Raw genomic sequence first — 17,967 nt, 5'->3', positions numbered from 1 at the left:
GTGGTCGTAGAGTAGTCGACCGCGCGCCGCCGGCGATACGCTGAGAAACGCCATGGCAACCAACACACCACCCGGCGGCACCGGCCGACACCCCGACGGTCCGGCCTCCGCGCGCCGGACGTTGCGCCCGGGTCCCGCGCTGGGGGCGGCGGTGGCCGCCTTTGCGGTGGTGATGATGGGGACGACCATCCCGACGCCGCTGTATTCGATCTACGGTTCGCAACTGGATTTCGGGGTGACCACGACGACGGTGATCTTCGCCGTGTACGCCGCCGGGGTCATCGCCGCCCTGATCTTGTGCGGACGCTGGTCCGATGTCGTGGGCCGACGGCCGCTGCTGATCGCGGGCGTGTTGATCTCGGCGGTGAGCGCGGTCATCTTCGTCACCGCGGGCGGGCTCGGCCAGTTACTCGCCGGCCGCGTCGTCTCCGGATTGTCGGCGGGTATCTACACCGGCACCGCGACGGCCGCGGTGATCGAACTCGCGCCCCGCTCGTGGCAGTCGCGGGCCCCGGCGATCGCCACCGCCGCCAACATGGGCGGACTCGGGCTCGGCCCGCTGGTGGCGGGCCTGCTCGCCGAGTACGCGCCGGCACCGCTGCACACCGTCTTCGTGGTCGACCTCGTCGTCCTCGCCCTCGTCGGCACAGCCGTCTGGTTCATCGCCGAACCGGTCACGATCACCCCGGGCGCCCGGCTGAGCCTGCAACGACTGTCGGTGCCACCGCAGGTGCGGGCGGTCTTCACGGGCCCGGCGATCGCCGCGTTCGCCGGGTTCGCAGTGCTGGGCACCTTCACCGGCATCGCTCCGTCGTTTCTGGCGAAGGTGATCGGCATCGACAATCATGCCGCTGCGGGTGCCCTCGTCGCACTGCTGCTGGCCTCGTCGGCGGCCATCCAGATCATCGGCCGCCGCGCACCCACCGGCACCGCACTGATCGCCGGATGCGCGATACTCGTCGTCGGGGTCGCGGTGCTGGCGTGGTCGCTGGCCGCGGCCTCGCTCACGCTGCTGATCATCGGTGCCGTGATTTCCGGTGTCGGCCAAGGCATTTCGTTCAGCAAGGGGATGGCCGCAGTGGTGGCCGCCAGCCCTGACGACCGCCGCGCCGAGGTGACCTCCACCTATTTCGTGGTCGCCTATGTCGCGTTGTCGGTCCCGATCATCGGGCAGGGGATCGCCGCGGCCCACTGGGGCCTGGTCACCGCGGGCATCGCATTCAACATCGGGGTCGGCATCCTGTGCGCGCTCGCGATGATCCTCATCGTGTTCGCCCTGCGCCGCAGTGCGGATACCGCCTGACGGCGCCGGCTCATCGCGTTCAGCCGAAGGTGTCGTCGGACTCTGGGCGCCCACCGACTCCGGCCGCCTCGAGCGCTGCGACCAGCGCCGCGAACCGCGCATTCGCCGGCAGGTCCTCGATGAGCACCGGGCGCCGGTCCTCGTCGGCCAGCGGGATACACCAGTTGGGATATTGATCGGAGTCGGTTCCCGGCTGATTCTGGATGCGCCGTTCACCCACCGCGTCGACGAGCGCCACCCCGAGCAACACCGACGGGCTCGCCGCGATGAGCTGGTAGAGCGCATCGACGGTGCGCGGATCGGTCAACGGGATGTCCGGCGACCACAGCCCCCGTTTCCGGGCCATCGCGAGGATGGCATCGCGGTCGTGTTCCTCGCGCGCGCGGTCGGCGTCCTCGCCCTCGGTGAGCAGTCCCAGTTCGGCACGCAAGGTGATGTGGTCACCGGCGAGATAGCCGACGGTCGGTGGCAGATCGTGGGTGGTGACCGACGTCAGACAGAGTTCGCGATAGTCCTCGGGCGGGACCGGCGCGTCGGCGCCCTGCTCGAACCACAGGATCGAGCAGCCGAGGATGCCCCGGTCGGCCAGGGTCTGGCGCACCGTCGGCTCGAAGACCCCGAGGTCCTCGCCGATGACGACGGCGCCGGCACGTTGCGCCTCGAGAGCGAGGATGCCGATCAGCGCATCGTGGTCGTAGTGCACATAGGTGCCCTCGGCCGGGGAGCGCCCGTCCGGGATCCACCACAGCCGGAACAGACCGAGGATGTGGTCGACGCGCAGGCCCCCGGCGTGCCGCAGCACCGTGCGCAGCATGTCGCGGTAGGCCGCGTACCCCGATTCGGCCAGCCGCCGCGGATGCCATGGCGGCTGGTTCCAGTTCTGTCCCTGCTGATTGAAGCCATCCGGCGGGACGCCGACCGTGGCGCCGGTCGCGAGGACGTCGCCGAGCGTCCACACGTCGGCGCCGTCCCGGCCGACCCCGACGGCCAGATCGGCGACGATGCCGATCCGCATCCCCGCCGCCCGCGCGGCACGCTGGGCGAGGGCGAGCTGTTCGTCGCAGATCCACTGCAGCCACGTGTAGAACTCCACACGTTCGGCCAGCCGTCGGCGCTGCTGCGCGACGAATTCCCGATCGCGGAGTTCGCCCTCCCATTCGGGACCGTCGGCGCCGTACTCCTCGACGAGCGCACACCAGGTGGCGAAGTCGCGCAGGCCCTCCCCCTCCCGGCGCCGGAACTGCCGGTAGGCGGCGGCGCGTGCGGTCCGCAACGGCACCCGGTGGATGATCTCCAGGGCCGCCAGCTTGGCCCGGTAGGCTTTGTTGCGTTTGATCTTCTTCGTCGAGAGGTCCTCGGCCACAAAGCTTTTGGCGAGCCTCTCGATGACCTTGCGATCCGCCTTGGGTACGTCGACGAATTCGGGGATGTCGGTGACCGCGATATAGAGCGGGTTGACGAAGCGACGGGTCACCGGCAGATACGGCGAGTTCTCGAGCGGCGGGACGGGCTGCGCCGCATGCAGCGGGTTCACCTGGACGAAGTCGGCGCCATAGGTGCTCGCCGTCGACGCCGCGATCTCGGCCAGGTCGGCGAGATCACCGACGCCCCAGGACCGTGAGGACCGCACCGAATAGAGCTGCAGAGCAGTCCCCCACCGTTGCTCCCCCAGCAGCGCGTCGGCGGTGTCGAGCCGGCGCGGCGTCACGATCAGCGGTGCCGACGCGGTGCGCTGCGTGACGGTGTCGGTGGCGGTGATCTCGTGGTATCCGGGCGGCAGGCCGTCGGGCACGGCGAAACTCGCCCGGCCGGTGCGCACCCCGTCGACCTCGCGCGGCTCCCACCAGATGTCGAGTTGCACCGGGCGGATCCGGTCGCCGCCCTCGGTGGTGAGGGTGAGCTCGACCGGATTGCCGTGGGGCACATGGACCCACAAGGTCGCCGCGTCGCCCTCGGTGAGCACGGTGACCGGCGCGACGAGCGTCCGCCACGCGGCGATGTCGAGTTCGGCCAGCGAATCGTCGATCTGCTCGTCGGTGTCGGCGGCGATCCCCATCGCGTCGAGTACCGACCGCAGCGTCGATGCGCTCACCTCGTGATCGGTGTCACCCCATCCCACATAGCTCGTCGCCACCCCGCTGCGGCGCGCCAACTCGGCCAGTCGCGCTCCCACCGCGTCGGTCGCCACTGCATCGGGCACCACTGAATCGGCCACGCCTGCATCGTCTCACCGTCGGCGGCTGGGCGCGCGGCATCTCGCCGGTGGCGATCAGCCGAACAGCACTCCCGGGTTGAGCAGTCCGTGTGGATCGAGGACGTCCTTGATCGCACGCATCGTCGCGAGGTCGACGGCTGATCGGCCCAGATGTGTCCACGCGACCTTGGCGCGCCCGACACCGTGTTCGGCACTGATACTGCCGCCGAGAGCTGCGACGATCGAGAACACCGTATCGGTGGCGGCGCCGGTCGACTCGACCGGCACGTCGAGCAGATTCACGTGAATGTTTCCGTCGCCGACATGGCCGAACAGGATCGGCCGGCACGCGAAGTCGAACCGATCCGGGAGGTCTTGCAGCTCGGTGATCGCCGCCGCGAGGGCACGGATCGGAAAGGACACGTCGAGTTTGACCACCGGCGTCGAGGTGGCGCGTGCGATCGATTCGGTGTGGCGCTCACGAACCTCCCACAGGGCCCGCGCCGGACCGGGTTCCAGCACGGCGTCGATGATCCCCTCGGCATCCTCGAGTAGGTCGACGACGACCTCCTCGGTGTCGCCGGCGCCCGACACCTCGACCAGCAGATAGTACGGCGCGGGCGTGGCAACGGGCCGCCGGGTTCCGTACTCGTGGACGAGATCGAGTCCGTCGTGAGTCATGAATTCGGCGGCCTCGACCGCCAGCCCCGATTCGCGTGCCCGCCCGATCAGGGCGAGCGCGTCGGCGACCTGCTCGTGCGCGGACACCACCACGACGGTCTCGGCGGGGGGCGTGACGAGGCGGAACAGCACCCGGGTGATCACCGCCAAAGTACCCTCGCTGCCGGCAAGAAGAGCCGGAATATCGTATCCCACATTGTCTTTCACCAACGGCGACCAGCGTCGCAGGATCTCTCCGTCGGCCCGGACGGCCTCGACGCCCAGGATCTGGGCGCGGGTGTTGCCGTGCCGGATCATGCGCATGCCCCCGGCGTTGGTGGCGACCACCCCGCCCGCGGTCGCGCTGTCGCGGGAAGCGAGATCAACCGGGAACATCAACCCGTAGTCCTGGGCGCGGGCGTCGATCGCCGCAATGGTGGCACCGGCCTGCGCGCCGACGCACCGGCCGACCGGGTCGACCTCGTCGATGCCGGTCATCCGCGCGGTGCTCAGCACGATCAGCGGCGCACCACCGGACGCGGGCGGCGGGACCGACCCGCCGACGAGTCCGGTGTTACCACCCTGAACACACATCCGGATGCCTTGGGCCGCACACAGTCTCACGACCTCGGCAACTTCGTCGGTGCTCCGGGGACGCACCACCGCATCGGCCGACCCGGTGTAACGGCCCATCCAGTCGACGAGATATCCGGCCATCGCGTCGGCGTCGGTGAGCACATTGGCATCACCGACGATCCGGGCAAGAGCATCCTCGACGTGTTCGACGTCCCCGACGGCAGTCATCACCCGATTATCACCGGCCGGCACGCGGACCGCGCGGTACGGACGGTGCAACGGAGCACACCGGGCGAAGCAGGACGATCAGTGCAGCGCCTCGGTGATCGGTTGGTCGCCGTCGTTGAACTCGATCATCCGTTGCGCCGTGGCAGGATCGGCGATGACCGCAGCGGCCACCTGCGCCACATTGTCCCGGCTCGTCTCGCCCTTCGATTCGCCCGAACCACCGAGCGCGATGCGTCCCGAGCCCGATTCGTCGGTGAGGCGACTCGGGCCCAAGATCGTCCATGCCAGGTCGGTGTCCTTCAGATGAGCATCCGCCGCAGCCTTCGCCTCGGCATACGGGTAGAACGAATCATCCTCGGGCACACCGTGGTTGCGGTCGGCACCGAAGTAGGAGACGACGACGTAGCGGTCGACCCCGGCGGCGCGGGCGGCGTCGATCGAGCGGATCGCGGCGTCCCGGTCGACCGCATACGTGCGCGCCGGATCACCACCGCCGGCACCGGCCGACCACACCACCGCGTCGTGACCCCGCAGCAGCCCGGCGATCCCGTCGACGTCGAGCTTCTCCACGTCGGCGACGACAGGCGTGGCACCGGTCGCCTCCACGTCATCGGTTTGTGCCCCGTTGCGGATCACCGAACTCACCGCATCGCCGCGCGCGGTGAGCAGCCGCGCAAGTCGCAGCGCGATCTTTCCGTGTCCGCCGATGATGATCACTCGTGCCACAGTGCACCTCGTTTCGTGTCGGTCGATTCGATCGGGGTCGGTCCCCACCACCCTAGGCATCGACGACGTGCATGCGCCACGACGCGATTGCGCCGACCGAATCACACACCGACGGCCGCGAGCATCGCCAGCTTGTCGTGGCTCTCACTGCCCGGCACCGCGGTGTACACCAGCAGGGCGTGCGCACGTTCAGGGTCGAGCAAGGTCTGACAGCGCACCTCGATCACGCCGAGCTCGGGATGCAGGAGACGTTTGTCCTCGTCGGTCAGCCGGGCACCGACATCGTGACGCTCCCACAGCGCGACGAAATCGGCGCTCTCGGCCTGCAGGGCCGCGGCGATCTTTGCCGGGCGCGAGCGTGGGCCCTGCATGGTGACCGCCGCACGCAGCCGCGCCGTATGCGCGCGGGCGTGGTGGTCGTGGTCGGCCGCCGGGTATCGGGCCCGCGTGGCGGGGTCGGTGAACCACCGATAGGTGATACTGCGGCGGTACCCGGTGAAGACACTGTCGTCGCCGACGAGTGCGACGGCCAGCGCGTTCTGCCACAACGTCTCCGCCGCACTGTTGACGACCATGGCCGGCGTGTCGGACAGGCGGTCGACGATCCGCATCATCCCCGGACCGACGTGGTCGTCGTGATCGATCCGGTCGGGCGGATTGAGCCCGGCCAAGCGGAAGAGGTGATCGCGTTCGTCGAGTCCCAGGTGCAGGGCCTGGGCGATTGCGGCACACATCTGAGCCGACGGATGCGGCCCGCGTTGCTGCTCGAGCCTGCTGTAGTAGTCGGTCGACATCCCGGCGAGTTGTGCGAGCTCCTCACGCCGCAATCCGCGGGTGCGTCGCCGCACACCCGCAGGTAGTCCGACATCGGCGGGGGCCAGCGCGTCGCGGCGGCTGCGCAGGAACTGCGCGAGTCCCGCCCGATCGATGGTGGTGGTCATGCCCTACACCTCTACTCCCCACCGCGGACCCGGATCCAGGGATCACCGGTCCGTGGATGACTGCGGCCTGGCAGCCCGGTGCACACCGAGCTGAAGTGGGTTGTCGACGTGACCACACGATCGAGATGCAGACACCGAACCGAAACCACACAGCCAAGGAGTACATCGATGAAACTCACCGACAACACCGTCTTCATCCCCGGGGCGACCTCCGGGATCGGCCTGGGACTGGCCGTGCGTCTGCACGAACTGGGCAACACGGTCATCGTCGGCGGCCGGCGCACCGCCTTGCTGGACGAGATCGCCGCCGGCCATCCCGGCATCCACACGGTGCGGATCGACACCGCCGACGCCGACGACGTCGCAAAGGTGAGCGCCGACGTCCAGCGCAGGTTTCCCGAGACCAACGTGCTGATCGCGATGGCGGGCATCATGCGTGTCGAGGACCTCACCGGACCCGGCTTCCTCGACACCGCCGAAGCCGAAGTACAGACCAATGTCCTCGGACCCCTGCGCCTGGTGGCCGCCTTCACCGAGTTCCTGGCCGCCCGCCCCGGCGCCACCATCATCACCGTCTCGTCGGGTCTCGCGTTCACTCCCCTGGTGGCGACCCCGACCTACAGCGCCACCAAGGCCGCGATCCATTCATTCTCCGATTCCTTGCGATTCCAATTGGCGCCCAAGGGAATCGACGTTCTCGAATTGGCTCCACCGGCCGTCCGCACCGATTTGCTGCCCGGTCAGGGGCAGGCCGAGTGGGCGATGCCGCTCGACGACTTCCTCGACGAGGTGCTCGCCCTGCTGCCGGACGCCACCGACGAGATCCTGGTGGAGCAGGTCATGCCGCTACGGCATTCCGAGGTGCGAGGCAACCGTCAGGCGCTGCTCGAGCAACTGGCACAACAGCACTGAGCCTCGACGCCGGATCTCCGGCGCCCCCGCTCCGCCGCGGCCTCGGCTCAGAACGACGAGGGGGGAGTGCGTCCGGGCCCCTTGCGCCATGCGCGGAACAACATGAAGCCGCCGTAGATCGCCAAGGCGATCAGCCCGACCCAGAAGAGTCCCTTGATGATCGGGCCGAGCATCGCCAGCGCGATCAGCGCGATGGCGATGATGCCCAGGACCTTCCAGAAATTGAGGCCGCTGCCGTGGGTGGTTGTGGTGGTGTCTTGTGGTGTGTTCATGACTCCACCATGCCTCTCCGCGAGCGGGATTTCACTGGTCAGACGTACTTCTGGGGGAAAGATCAGGGGTCTCCCCCATCTGCGTTCCGACTGGGTACATTCCTACTGGGGCTCAGGAGTCGAGGGTCGCCGGTGGCGTAACTGCATCCCAGCATCGTCGGGGTGGTGATGGCGCGGCGGTCCCGGAACCATGCGATGCAGATGTCGGCGACGCATCCGGGCGAGCGAGTCAGCAGGTATCCGTGAGTGCAGTCGCCGAACCGGTCCTCATAGTTCCACCGGTCGAGCATCGCCCGCGGCACCACATATCCACCGATCATGGGAACGTCCATCACCGTGGTCGAGAGCCGGACCATCATCGTGTGGTCACGCAGAACGAGAATCTGAGCGCACGGGACATCCCCGGCATCGGGGTCTGACTCGTCGTGCTCACCCGGGCCGAGGTCGAGGACCCCACCCTGCGGGATGCCGGTCACCGAGTCGGCGAGCCAGTCGCGCATCGCAGCCCACGACCGGCCGGGATCGGGATCGGGCGTGTGCGGTTCGGGCGTGTGCGGTTCGGACTGGTGCGGGTCGGACATCGGGGGGCCTCCTCTGCTCGGGATGGGGCCAGTGAAGCACCGGCCACCGACAAGATCTCGAACGCGAGTACGAATCCGGTCGGTGAACGGCCGCGACCTGGGCGGATGCCGCCTGGGCGGGACCCTCGCCGCACTAACCGGCAAGATCGAGGCCATGCCGATCCCCGAATTCATCAGTGATCTTCGTGTCCATGTGGGCCATTCCCCGCTATGGCTGTCCGGTGTGAGCGGCGTCGTCGTCGACGATGCCGGCCGGGTGCTGCTGGCCCGGCGCGCCGACACCGACGAATGGGCGGTCATCTCCGGCGTTCTCGAACCGGGCGAGGAACCCGCACACGCGATCATCCGCGAGATCGCCGAGGAGACCGGCATCGATGCCCAGGTGGTGCGGCTCACGAGCGTCGACGTCACGCCGCTGATCACCTATCCCAACGGTGATCAGACCCGATACCTCGACGTCTGCTTCCTCGCGCGATATCGCGGTGGACGACCACACGTCGCCGACGACGAGAACACCGACGTCGGCTGGTTCGACCCCGCCGACCTGCCGCAACCGCTCGCCGAGACCACGCGCCTGCGTCTGGCCAAGGCGCTCGCCGACGAGGAGCGGGCCTGGTTCGCGACCTGAGGATGCCGATCGGTGACGGCCCGGTCGTGACCGCGCCGAACGCGAGCGATGGAATACCGCCCGCGAGCGAGTCCTTGAAACCAGCATGGCCGGACTCCCACATTCCAACGAGAACACCAACGAGAACACCCTCGACATCGACTCCGCGGCCGTGACCGCTGTTCAGGTCGTTGCCACCGACTACGGCGACCCCACCGAGGTCACCGAGGTCGTCAAGGCCGAGTTACCCACCCCCGACGCCGGGCAGGTGGTGGTGGCCACCGAGGCGATCGGCGTCAACCCCATCGACGCGAAGATCGTGCTCGGCGCCATGGGCACCGACCGCTCCGCACTGCCCCGCCCGATCGGCAACGAACTCGCCGGCGTCATCCACGCCGTCGGCCCCGACACCGACGGATTCGCCGTCGGTCAACGCGTCGTCGGCTATCCGGTTCCCGGCGCGTTCGCCGATCATGTCGTCGTCGGCACGGATCGCCTGCACCACCGACCGGACTCACTCGACGCCGAACACGCGGCCGGACTGCTCCTGGTCGGCGTGACCGCCGCCGACGCCGTGGCCACCGCAGGCATCGGCGCGGACGACGTCGTCGTCATCCATGGCGGTGCCGGCGCGGTCGGGGTGATCGCCGTACAGCTCGCCGTGCAGGCCGGGGCGACGGTGATCGCCACCGCCGCACCCGCCAACCACGATCATCTCCGCGAACTCGGCGCGATCCCGGTCACCTACGGCGACGGGCTGGTCGACCGCCTGCGCGACGCCGCCGCCGGTCCGGTCACCGCCGCCATCGACACCGTGGGCACCGACGAGGCCATCGACGTCTCGCTGCACCTGGTGGATGACCGGTCCCGGATCGTGAGCATCGCCGCCTTCGGCCGCGCCGACGACGGCATCGTGCTGGTCGACGGTTCGTCCGCCGACAGCAAACGCCACCGGGCCGAGGCCGCCGAGGGATTGATCACCGCGGCCGCAGACGGTTCACTGGTGACCGAGGTCGCCGCGCGTTACCCGCTCGCCCAGGCCGGGCAAGCGCTGGCCGATCTCTTGGAGCGTCATCCGCGCGGAAAGTTCGTCCTCATCCCCTGATCGGCGCCGGTGACCACCTCCGCCACATCGGCGGGCACCCCACAACAATGAAGTGAAAGGTGTTCCATGACAGTCCCTTCCATCACCCTCAACAACGGCGTGCAGATCCCGCAACTGGGATTCGGCGTCTTCCAGATCACGCCCGAGGACACCGTCGAGGCGACCCTCTCGGCACTCGACGTCGGCTACCGCCACATCGACACCGCCCAGATGTACGGCAACGAGGCGGAGGTCGGTGAAGCCGTTCGCAAGTCGGGCATCTCGCGCGACGAGGTCTTCATCACGTCCAAATTGAACAACGGCAACCACGCCTACGACGACGCCATCAAGGCCACCGACGAGTCTCTGAAGCGTCTCGGTGTCGATCACCTCGACCTGTACCTCATCCACTGGCCGCTGCCCGAGGTCGGCGACTTCGTGGAGACGTGGAAGGCGCTCGAGAAGATCTACTCCGATGGCAAGGCCCGCGCGATCGGCGTCTCCAACTTCCAGAAGCACCACCTCGAGCGTCTGTTCCTCGAAACCGACGTGGTGCCGGCGGCGAACCAGATCGAGATCCACCCGTATCTCACCCAGAACGCGTTGCGGGCCTTCAACTCCGAGCACGCCATCGCCACCGAGGCGTGGTCGCCCATCGCCCAGGGCGATGTGCTCGACGATCCGGTGCTCAAGAAGATCGCCCAGGAGAAGGACCGCACGGTCGCACAGGTGGTGTTGCGCTGGCACATTCAGCGCGGCGACATCATCTTCCCGAAGTCGGTGACGCGCTCGCGGGTGGAGGAGAACTTCGCACTCTTCGACTTCGAGCTCGGCCCCGAGGACACCGCCGCGATCGACGGTCTCAACAAGGACAAGCGGCGCGGGCCCGATCCCGACTCCTTCAACTACGTGCCCTGATCCGGCACATCGGCAATCGCTGCGGCCGGCGGGGATCCCCCCGCCGGCCGCAGCCGTGTCTCGGCCCCCACCCGGCCGACCAGGCGCCGGCCGGCCGGTCGCACAATGAGGTCCATGCAGATCTCCCGACGGGCCCAGCGGGTCGCACCGTTCTACGCGATGGAGTTCGCGAAGAAGGCGGGTGCACTCGATGCGGCCGGCCACGACGTCATCCGGCTCAACATCGGGGAACCGGATTTCGGGGCGCCGCCGGCGTTCCTCGCCGCGGCCCGCGAACTCACCGACGGTCGGCCGCTGGCCTATACCGACGCCCTGGGCACGCCGGCACTGCGCACCGCGATCGCCGACTTCTATGCCACGCATTTCCACGCCGAGGTGGATCCGCGGCAGGTCGCGGTCACCTCCGGCGCATCGGCGGCACTGCTGCTGACCTGCGCGGCGCTGATCGATCCCGGTGACGGGGTCCTCGTCGGCGACCCTTCCTATCCGTGCAACCGCCAGTTCGCCGAGAGCTTCGGCGCCGAGGTGTCGTTGATCCCCACCACACCGGAGAGCCGTTTCCAGTTGACCCCGGCGCTGGTGGCCGATGCCTGGACCGAGCGCACCCGCGGCGTGATCGTCGCCTCGCCGTCGAACCCGACCGGGACGTCGGTGCCCCACGACGACCTCGTCGCGTTGTGCCGGGCGGTTGCCCGACGCGGCGGATGGAGCATCGTCGACGAGATCTATCTCGGCCTCGCCGATCCCGGCGCCGATGGGCATCCGCCGCGCTCGGTCCTGGCGGCCGGCGGCGACTTCCACGCGAACACCGTTGTCATCAACAGCTTTTCGAAGTACTTCGGGATGACCGGGTGGCGGCTGGGCTGGGCGATCCTGCCGCCGGATCTCGTCGACGTCACCGAACGTCTGGCGCAGAACTTCTATGTCTGCCCGCCGACCCTCGCCCAGTTGGCCGCACTCAGTTGTTTCACCGCCGAGTCGCTGGCCGTCACCGAGGAGCGGCGACGCGAGTTCGGCAACCGGCGCCGGCTCGTCCTCGACGGACTCGAGGGCATCGGGCTGCCGGTCCCGGTGCCACCCGACGGCGCCTTCTACGTCTACCTCGACGTCTCGGGCACCGGACTGGGCTCGGCCGAGTTCTGCGAGCGCGCACTCACCCAGGCGCACGTCGCGCTCACTCCCGGGATGGATTTCGGGGTCGCCACCGCCGACGATCACGTCCGGCTCTCCTACGCCGCATCGACCGCCGACCTCACCGAGGCCCTCGAACGCCTGGAGCGCTTCGTCGACGGCCTGCGAGGCTAGAGCCATGTCGACGCCACCGCCGGACCCTGAACGCCTCGCCCACGCCGCCGATGCGCAGCTGCGCGCCGCCGACGTCTCGCGACTCCCCGGTGTCGTCGCCGGTGTGACGACCGCAGACGAGACGGTCCACCTCGGCGCCGCGGGACCGATCACCACCGACGCCGTGCTGGCCCTGTACTCGGTCACCAAATCCCTCACGGCGACCGTCGCCCTGCAACTCGTCGACGACGGCGTACTCGATCTCGACGCGCCGGCTGCGCGCTACGAGCCGCGCCTGGCCGACGTGGCGGTCCTCGACGGGTTCGATGACGACGGCACCCCACAACTACGTGCTCCACTGCGCGCACCCACGACCCGCCAATTACTCACCCACACAGCCGGTTTCGCCTACACCTTCTTCGACGCCGACTTCACCCGCGTGGCCCGCGCACTCGGCCTGCCCGACGTCGCGACCGGCACCGTCGAATCGCTCGGCACGACACTGATGTCCGACCCCGGCACCCGCTGGGAGTACGGGACGAACCTCGACTGGGTCGGCCTCGTCGTCGAGGGCGTCACCGGGCGGCGGCTCGGTGATGTCATGACCGAGCGCCTGCTGGCGCCATTGGGCATGTCCGACACGGCTTTTGCGCGCGATGCCGACGCCCTCGCGCGGGTCGCACCGCTGCACGCACGCATGCCCGACGGCGCATTCAAGGCCCTGCGCATCCCGACGGCACCGGATACACCGCCGGTCGACATGGGTGGGCAAGGGCTCTATTCCACCGTCGGGGATCTGCTTCGGTTCCTGCGGATGTGGCTGCGCGGCGGACGCACCGATGACGGTGAGCCGCTGTTGCGTCCGGAGACCGCGCGGGCGGCCACCCGCAATCAGCTCGGCACCCTGCGGGTCACCGCACTGCCCGGCGTCGATCCGCGCCGCACCCTCGACGCCGAGTTCTTTCCCGGTATCGCCAAGGGCTGGAACCTTCTCGCGATGACCAACGAGCGCGACGCCCCGACGGGCCGCCGAGCCGGGTCCTACGGCTGGGCGGGCCTGGCGAACGTGTACTTCTGGGTCGATCCGGCCGGCGGGGTCGCCGGCGCCTGGGCCACCCAGGTGTTCCCGTTCGCCGATCCGATCGCGATGGGTGCCGCGCTGGACTTCGAGACCGCGGTGTATCGGGCGCTGCCGGGCTGAGCCGCGCCGCGCCGACCGCCACGCCATCCGTGCGCGAATTCGGGTCTTGTGTGCTCTGCAGGACACACATTCCCCGAGTCGACACAGGTTCGCCGGCCTTCAGGCGGCCATCAACTTCAGGTGGACCAGCCAGTGACGGACCTTCGCGACGACGCGGCCCGTGCGGAGATCGTCCCAGATCCAGCGAATCACCATGATGCCCATGGCGCGCAGCGCGTCCTCCCGGGCCTTCTCGCGCAAGACGACCGTGGTGACGTCCTCGCCCGGCCTCAGCAACTTCTGATATTTGATGTAGCCATCGAATTCACCGACGAGCAAGCCATCCCAGTCGAAGTCCGTACGTGCCACGAAGTTTCCGTGGTCGTCATAGAACTTGTGCTGCAGTTGCGGCGGGCGCAACCCGGCCTCGATCATTTGAGCCCGGCTCCACGACTCGCCCGGGTTCTCCGCGCTGCCGTCCGCGAAATGTAGGGCGTGCCGAGCCCGACCGACGCCGCGTCGTGGTCGGACCAGCAGCAACGTCAACGTGTCGCGGTCGGCGCCGCGTCGTAACGCCGAGTCGAAGACAGCCAGGGCTTTCGCGAAATCACCTGCACTGCAGGCGACGTCGACCGCGGTGTATTCGATCGACGTGACCGCCACGCCGTCGACCTCGTCGATGTGCTCGTCGGGCACCTCGTCGACATGGCAATGCACCGACGACGACCGGAAACCGCCGCCCGACGCCGTTCGGTGGACGCGCCGGAGATTCGGCTCCAGCATCTCGAGGCCGTGCATCACCGCCGCACTCTGGTGACTCAGCGGCGCATCCGACGTCCCCGACCGCACGCTCGCGAGCGCGGCGAGACGATGCCATTGGTCGGGGGTACGCTCCGCCGCCGCGGCATACACGCCGCGAACGACCCGCACGATCTGTTTACGGCGCACGGCGCGGGCGAGATCGTCGTCGGTGAAGCCGACGGCAGTCGCCGCCGCACGATAGATGAGTCCGTGCGCATCCGCGGGGAGTCTGTCCATGTCGAGTTGGACGCGGCGCCGACCCCCGCCGGTTCCGTCACTGGGCATATTCCCCCGTTTCGGAGTCCACTCAGCGTTTGTGCGTCCTGCAGGACACACATCGCCGGAGTCAGCCCACAGATCAGACGGCGCGCACCATCCGCAGCGCCATCCGGGCGTAGGCGGCGCCGAGTTCGTCCGGATCACGATGGGTGCGGCTGGGAAACCAGCGGCACACGTCGACGCAGAGCGACGAGATCGCGAGGACCACGTCGTCGGCGTCATCGATGGCGAACGCGCCGGCGCCCACCCCACCGTCGATGATCGACGCCAGGATCGACGTGGTCTGGTGACGCAGGGCGGCGATCGTGCGGAAATGTGCGGCGCTCAACGCGGCCAGCTCGTATTGGACGACCTTGGCCAATTGATGGTGGCGGGCCTGCCATCCGGCAAACGCCGCGACCACGGCACCGAGGCGCTCCGGATACGGTGCGGACACGTCGTCGGCGGCATCGATCGCCTCGTTGACCAACTGGTGGCCCACCAGGGCGATCGAATACAGCAACTCTTCTTTGGAGCTGAAGTGCGGATACATCGCGGCCGCGCTCATGCCCAGCCGCGCGGTGATCTGCCGCGTGGACGTGCCGGCGTAGCCGAACTCGGCAAAGGACGCGATCGCCGCCTCCCGGATACGCTGCGCGGCAGCCGATTCCGTCGCACGCGTCGAAGCCACCGCTCTCACCTATCCTCCGTGCAGTCCGAAGATGTTGACGGCCAACGGCCCCGAGAGGCATTATAAGCAAGTGCTCACAAGTTGAGCGAACGCTGTGCGCCCGCCGAATGCACACGCTGGACGAAATGGAGTGTCATGGCCGAACCGTTGTCCCGCCGCGACCTGGAGTTCCTGCTCTACGAGTGGCTCGACGTCGAATCGCTGACCGAGCGGCCGCGCTTCGCCGAGCACTCCCGCGAGACCTTCGACGCGGTCCTGGAGCTCTCCGCCGACATCGCGACCAGCCGTTACGCCCCGGTCAACCGGCTCGGCGACACCCAGGAGCCCTACGTCGGCGACGACGGCAAGGTGGTTCTGCCCGAGGAGATCACCTCGGGGATCAACGAGTACCTGAAGGCGGGCCTGGTCGCCGGCTCCTTCGACGAATCCCTCGGCGGCATGGCGTTGCCGACCGTCGTGAACCGCGCCAGTGCCGCCTGGTTCCAGGCCGCCAACGCCGCCATGTCGTCCTACACGTTCCTCAGTGTCGGCAACGCCAACCTGCTCGTCGAGTACGGCACTCCCGAGCAGCTCGACACCTGGGTGCGTCCGGTCGTCGAGGGCCGCTACTTCGGCACCATGTGTCTCTCGGAACCGCAGGCCGGGTCGTCGCTGGCCGACATCACCACCAAGGCCGTCCCCGCCGACGACGGCATCTACCGGGTCACCGGGACCAAGATGTGGATCTCCGGCGGCGACCACGAACTCGGCGAGAACATCGTGCACCTCGTGCTGGCCAAGGCGCCGGGCGGCGGGCCGGGCGTCAAGGGCATCTCGCTGTTCATCGTGCCGAAATTCCTGCCCGACGGCACCCGCAACGACGTCGCGCTCGTCGGCCTCAATCACAAGATGGGTAACCGCGCGACCACCAACTGCCTGCTCAACTTCGGCGACGGCACGTTCCCCGCCGACGGCGAGGGACCTGCCGGAGCGATCGGCTACCTGGTCGGCGAGGAGCACAAGGGCCTCTCGTACATGTTCCACATGATGAACGAGGCACGCATCGGCGTCGGATTCCTCGCCACCTCACTGGGTTACGCCGGTTACCTGGCGTCGCTGGAGTACGCCAAGGTCCGCACCCAGGGCCGCCCGGCCGGCCACAAGGACCCGACCAGCAAGCCGGTGCCGATCGTCGAGCATCCCGATGTGAAGCGAATGCTGTTGGCACAGAAGTCGTATGTCGAGGGCGCGCTGGCGTTGGGCCTGTACTGCTCCAAGCTGGTCGATCTCCAGCAAACCGGTGACGACGCCGAGCAGGCCCGGACGGGCCTGCTGCTCGATGTACTCACCCCTATCGCCAAATCCTGGCCGTCGCAATGGTGTCTGGCGGCCAACGACCTCGCGATCCAGGTACTCGGCGGCTACGGCTACACCCGAGAATTCCCCGTCGAGCAGTATTACCGCGACAACCGGCTGAACCCGATCCACGAGGGCGCGCACGGCATCCACGGACTGGATCTGTTGGGCCGCAAGGTGATCATGCGCGACGGCGCGGGACTCACCCTGTTGGCGCAGACCATCGGCGAGACGATCGAGGCGGCCGCGGCGATCCCCGCGCTGACGGAGTACGCACAGACGCTCCGCGCCGCCGTCGACACCTTGGTCACCACGACTGCGGCGGTGTGGTCGGCCGGCGACGCAGCGGTATCGCTGGCCAATGCGACCGCCTACCTCGAGGCCACCGGCCACCTGGTGATCGCGTGGATGTGGCTCGAGCAACTCCTCGCCGTCGGCACGCAGACCGGCGACTTCTATGACGGCAAACGCGCTGCGGCACAGTACTTCTACCGCTACGAGCTCCCCAAGACCGGGCCGCAGTTCGAGCTGCTGGCAGCACTGGACCGCACCACCCTCGACACCGACCCGTCCTGGCTGTAGCCCACCCCCGCGACCATCATGATCTGCCACCCGACGAAGGAGCTCCCGCTGTGACCGTGCTCGACATGTTCTCCCTGACCGACAAGGTCGTCATCGTGACCGGGGCCTCGTCCGGTCTGGGCGTGTCGTTCGCCATCGCCTTCGCCGAGGCCGGCGCCGACGTCGTTCTGGCCGCCCGGCGCACCGACCGGCTCGCCGACACCGCGGCCAAGGTGGAGGCGACCGGACGCAAGGCGCTGTCGGTGACGGCCGACGTCTCCGACCCGGAGTCCTGCGAGCGGGTCGTCGCCGCCGCCATGGAGACCTTCGGCCGCGTCGACGTCCTCGTCAACAACGCCGGGGTCGGCACCGCCGTCCCGGCCACCCGCGAAACACCCGAGGAGTTCCGCAAGGTCATCGACATCAACCTCTATGGGTCGTACTGGATGGCACAGGCCGTCGCGCGCGTAATGGCGCCCGGCAGTTCGATCGTCAACATCTCCTCGATCCTCGGCATCACCACCGCATACCTGCCGCAGGCCGCCTACGCCGCGAGCAAGGCCGGCGTCATCGGCCTCACCCGGGACCTGGCGCAGCAGTGGGGATCACGCAAGGGCATCCGCGTCAACTCCCTGGCCCCCGGATTCTTCAAATCCGAGATGACCGACGGCTACCAGGACGGCTACCTCGAGTCACAGAAGCCGCGAATGTTGTTGGGGCGCACAGGTGACCCCGCCGAACTGGCGGCGACCGCAGTGTGGCTGGCGTCGGCGGCGGGCGGCTACGTCACCGGCCAGACACTGGCCGTCGACGGCGGCATCACCATCACATAGCAGCCCGCAGGCCGGCACATCG

17 protein-coding genes are annotated in these 17,967 nt (G+C 68.5%); 9 read left to right on the top strand and 8 right to left on the bottom strand.

Annotated elements, in window-relative coordinates; translation table 11 throughout:
* The first annotated feature begins 52 nt into the window (after nt 1–52).
* Entirely contained in the window at nt 53–1,303 is a 1,251-nt protein-coding gene (locus ACLQ3C_RS08370; protein WP_425704585.1) for an MFS transporter, read from the top strand.
* A 19-nt stretch (nt 1,304–1,322) separates the two neighbouring features.
* Here the strand turns inward: ACLQ3C_RS08370 and malQ are convergent, their stop codons facing one another.
* From malQ to ACLQ3C_RS08350, 4 genes are all read right to left on the bottom strand, one after another.
* The gene (gene malQ, locus ACLQ3C_RS08365) at nt 1,323–3,518 is read right to left on the bottom strand and encodes a 4-alpha-glucanotransferase (protein WP_425704584.1); all 2,196 of its coding nucleotides are present in this window, start codon (nt 3,516–3,518) and stop codon (nt 1,323–1,325) included.
* A 54-nt stretch (nt 3,519–3,572) separates the two neighbouring features.
* Entirely contained in the window at nt 3,573–4,961 is a 1,389-nt protein-coding gene (locus tag ACLQ3C_RS08360) for an FAD-binding oxidoreductase (RefSeq protein ID WP_425704583.1), read from the bottom strand.
* A 78-nt stretch (nt 4,962–5,039) separates the two neighbouring features.
* A complete protein-coding gene (locus tag ACLQ3C_RS08355) occupies nt 5,040–5,687 on the bottom strand; it encodes an SDR family oxidoreductase (protein WP_425704582.1) in 648 nt (215 codons plus the stop codon).
* 101 nt (nt 5,688–5,788) lie between these two features.
* Entirely contained in the window at nt 5,789–6,628 is an 840-nt protein-coding gene (locus tag ACLQ3C_RS08350; protein ID WP_425704581.1) for a helix-turn-helix transcriptional regulator, read from the bottom strand.
* 168 nt (nt 6,629–6,796) lie between these two features.
* Here ACLQ3C_RS08350 and ACLQ3C_RS08345 point away from each other — a divergent pair, with 168 nt between their 5' ends.
* Nucleotides 6,797–7,540 carry an SDR family oxidoreductase gene (locus ACLQ3C_RS08345; protein WP_425704580.1) on the top strand — a complete coding sequence of 248 codons (744 nt, stop codon included), beginning with the start codon at nt 6,797–6,799 and terminating at the stop codon, nt 7,538–7,540.
* A gap of 47 nt (nt 7,541–7,587) precedes the next feature.
* On the opposite strand, the gene ACLQ3C_RS08340 is transcribed toward ACLQ3C_RS08345, so the two are convergent.
* Nucleotides 7,588–7,812, bottom strand: a complete 225-nt coding sequence (locus tag ACLQ3C_RS08340; protein WP_425704579.1) for a hypothetical protein — start codon at nt 7,810–7,812, stop codon at nt 7,588–7,590.
* Nucleotides 7,813–7,874: 62 nt separating this feature from the next.
* Nucleotides 7,875–8,393, bottom strand: a complete 519-nt coding sequence (locus tag ACLQ3C_RS08335; protein ID WP_425704578.1) for a hypothetical protein — start codon at nt 8,391–8,393, stop codon at nt 7,875–7,877.
* A 154-nt stretch (nt 8,394–8,547) separates the two neighbouring features.
* Here ACLQ3C_RS08335 and ACLQ3C_RS08330 point away from each other — a divergent pair, with 154 nt between their 5' ends.
* The 5 genes from ACLQ3C_RS08330 to ACLQ3C_RS08310 all read left to right on the top strand — a co-directional run bounded on the left by ACLQ3C_RS08330 (nt 8,548) and on the right by ACLQ3C_RS08310 (nt 13,487).
* A complete protein-coding gene (locus ACLQ3C_RS08330; RefSeq protein WP_425704657.1) occupies nt 8,548–9,021 on the top strand; it encodes an NUDIX hydrolase in 474 nt (157 codons plus the stop codon).
* Between the two features lie 85 nt (nt 9,022–9,106).
* On the top strand, nt 9,107–10,105 hold the full coding sequence (locus tag ACLQ3C_RS08325; protein WP_425704577.1) for an NADP-dependent oxidoreductase: 999 nt from the start codon (nt 9,107–9,109) through the stop codon (nt 10,103–10,105).
* Nucleotides 10,106–10,171: 66 nt separating this feature from the next.
* Nucleotides 10,172–11,002: an aldo/keto reductase gene (locus tag ACLQ3C_RS08320; protein ID WP_425704576.1), complete on the top strand. Its 831-nt coding sequence runs from the start codon at nt 10,172–10,174 to the stop codon at nt 11,000–11,002.
* A gap of 114 nt (nt 11,003–11,116) precedes the next feature.
* Nucleotides 11,117–12,307, top strand: a complete 1,191-nt coding sequence (locus ACLQ3C_RS08315; protein ID WP_425704575.1) for an aminotransferase class I/II-fold pyridoxal phosphate-dependent enzyme — start codon at nt 11,117–11,119, stop codon at nt 12,305–12,307.
* 4 nt (nt 12,308–12,311) lie between these two features.
* A complete protein-coding gene (locus ACLQ3C_RS08310; protein WP_425704574.1) occupies nt 12,312–13,487 on the top strand; it encodes a serine hydrolase domain-containing protein in 1,176 nt (391 codons plus the stop codon).
* Between the two features lie 99 nt (nt 13,488–13,586).
* On the opposite strand, the gene ACLQ3C_RS08305 is transcribed toward ACLQ3C_RS08310, so the two are convergent.
* Both ACLQ3C_RS08305 and ACLQ3C_RS08300 read right to left on the bottom strand, forming a co-directional pair.
* Nucleotides 13,587–14,504: a hypothetical protein gene (locus tag ACLQ3C_RS08305; protein WP_425704656.1), complete on the bottom strand. Its 918-nt coding sequence runs from the start codon at nt 14,502–14,504 to the stop codon at nt 13,587–13,589.
* Nucleotides 14,505–14,625: 121 nt separating this feature from the next.
* Entirely contained in the window at nt 14,626–15,216 is a 591-nt protein-coding gene (locus ACLQ3C_RS08300; RefSeq protein WP_425704573.1) for a TetR/AcrR family transcriptional regulator, read from the bottom strand.
* Between the two features lie 135 nt (nt 15,217–15,351).
* Here ACLQ3C_RS08300 and ACLQ3C_RS08295 point away from each other — a divergent pair, with 135 nt between their 5' ends.
* Complete coding sequence (locus ACLQ3C_RS08295; RefSeq protein WP_425704572.1) at nt 15,352–17,133, top strand: acyl-CoA dehydrogenase; 1,782 nt, start codon at nt 15,352–15,354, stop codon at nt 17,131–17,133.
* A gap of 50 nt (nt 17,134–17,183) precedes the next feature.
* Nucleotides 17,184–17,945: an SDR family NAD(P)-dependent oxidoreductase gene (locus ACLQ3C_RS08290; RefSeq protein ID WP_425704571.1), complete on the top strand. Its 762-nt coding sequence runs from the start codon at nt 17,184–17,186 to the stop codon at nt 17,943–17,945.
* Nucleotides 17,946–17,967: the final 22 nt, after the last annotated feature.

The sequence above is a fragment of the Gordonia sp. DT30 genome (genome assembly GCF_049844915.1).
GTDB lineage: Bacteria > Actinomycetota > Actinomycetes > Mycobacteriales > Mycobacteriaceae > Gordonia.
Note: the sequence above shows the minus strand (reverse complement) of the source record. Positions and strands in the feature narration are given on the sequence as shown.

Coding starts and splice junctions, on each gene's coding strand:
- ACLQ3C_RS08310 (WP_425704574.1), top strand. CDS start 12,312: ATGTCGACGCCACCGCCGGACCCTGAACGCCTCGCCCACGCCGCCGAT.
- ACLQ3C_RS08360 (WP_425704583.1), bottom strand. CDS start 4,961: ATGACTGCCGTCGGGGACGTCGAACACGTCGAGGATGCTCTTGCCCGG.
- ACLQ3C_RS08320 (WP_425704576.1), top strand. CDS start 10,172: ATGACAGTCCCTTCCATCACCCTCAACAACGGCGTGCAGATCCCGCAA.
- ACLQ3C_RS08325 (WP_425704577.1), top strand. CDS start 9,107: ATGGCCGGACTCCCACATTCCAACGAGAACACCAACGAGAACACCCTC.
- ACLQ3C_RS08340 (WP_425704579.1), bottom strand. CDS start 7,812: ATGAACACACCACAAGACACCACCACAACCACCCACGGCAGCGGCCTC.
- ACLQ3C_RS08295 (WP_425704572.1), top strand. CDS start 15,352: ATGGCCGAACCGTTGTCCCGCCGCGACCTGGAGTTCCTGCTCTACGAG.
- ACLQ3C_RS08370 (WP_425704585.1), top strand. CDS start 53: ATGGCAACCAACACACCACCCGGCGGCACCGGCCGACACCCCGACGGT.
- ACLQ3C_RS08345 (WP_425704580.1), top strand. CDS start 6,797: ATGAAACTCACCGACAACACCGTCTTCATCCCCGGGGCGACCTCCGGG.
- ACLQ3C_RS08330 (WP_425704657.1), top strand. CDS start 8,548: ATGCCGATCCCCGAATTCATCAGTGATCTTCGTGTCCATGTGGGCCAT.
- ACLQ3C_RS08315 (WP_425704575.1), top strand. CDS start 11,117: ATGCAGATCTCCCGACGGGCCCAGCGGGTCGCACCGTTCTACGCGATG.
- ACLQ3C_RS08335 (WP_425704578.1), bottom strand. CDS start 8,393: ATGTCCGACCCGCACCAGTCCGAACCGCACACGCCCGAACCGCACACG.
- ACLQ3C_RS08350 (WP_425704581.1), bottom strand. CDS start 6,628: ATGACCACCACCATCGATCGGGCGGGACTCGCGCAGTTCCTGCGCAGC.
- ACLQ3C_RS08305 (WP_425704656.1), bottom strand. CDS start 14,504: ATGGACAGACTCCCCGCGGATGCGCACGGACTCATCTATCGTGCGGCG.